Annotated in this window: 2 rRNA genes; both read left to right on the top strand. The window is 40.4% G+C overall.

Annotation, left to right across the window (positions count from 1 at the left end):
* Window positions 1-66, top strand: a 16S ribosomal RNA gene (locus M5A78_RS24635); the annotation flags it as partial.
* A 212-nt stretch (window positions 67-278) separates the two neighbouring features.
* Window positions 279-389 (top strand): 23S ribosomal RNA (locus M5A78_RS24630); the annotation flags it as partial.

Genomic DNA, 389 nt, shown 5'->3' with positions numbered 1-389 from the left:
CAGATGATTGGGGTGAAGTCGTAACAAGGTAGCCGTATCGGAAGGTGCGGCTGGATCACCTCCTTTCTAAGGATATAAGCTGGACGTATGAGCCAGACAAAACACGTTTGTTTGATTGTTTCTTGTTTGTTTAGTTTTGAGAGAGCAATTAACTCTCAAAGCTTTTTTTATTCGTTCTTTGAAAACTAGATAATCGTAAAGAAGAAGTCAAAGTAAAACATCGAGTAATCGCCATTTTAGTTTTCTCTCTTATTAAAATAAGAGAAATAAACCTTTTAGGTTAAGTTAGAAAGGGCGCACGGTGAATGCCTTGGCACTAGGAGCCGATGAAGGACGGGACTAACACCGATATGCTTCGGGGAGCTGTAAGTAAGCTTTGATCCGGAGAT

This window comes from Neobacillus rhizosphaerae, assembly GCF_937468385.1.
GTDB lineage: Bacteria > Bacillota > Bacilli > Bacillales > Cytobacillaceae > Neobacillus > Neobacillus rhizosphaerae.
The sequence above is the reverse complement of the archived record's forward strand: the minus strand, read 5'-3'. Positions and strand labels throughout refer to the sequence as shown.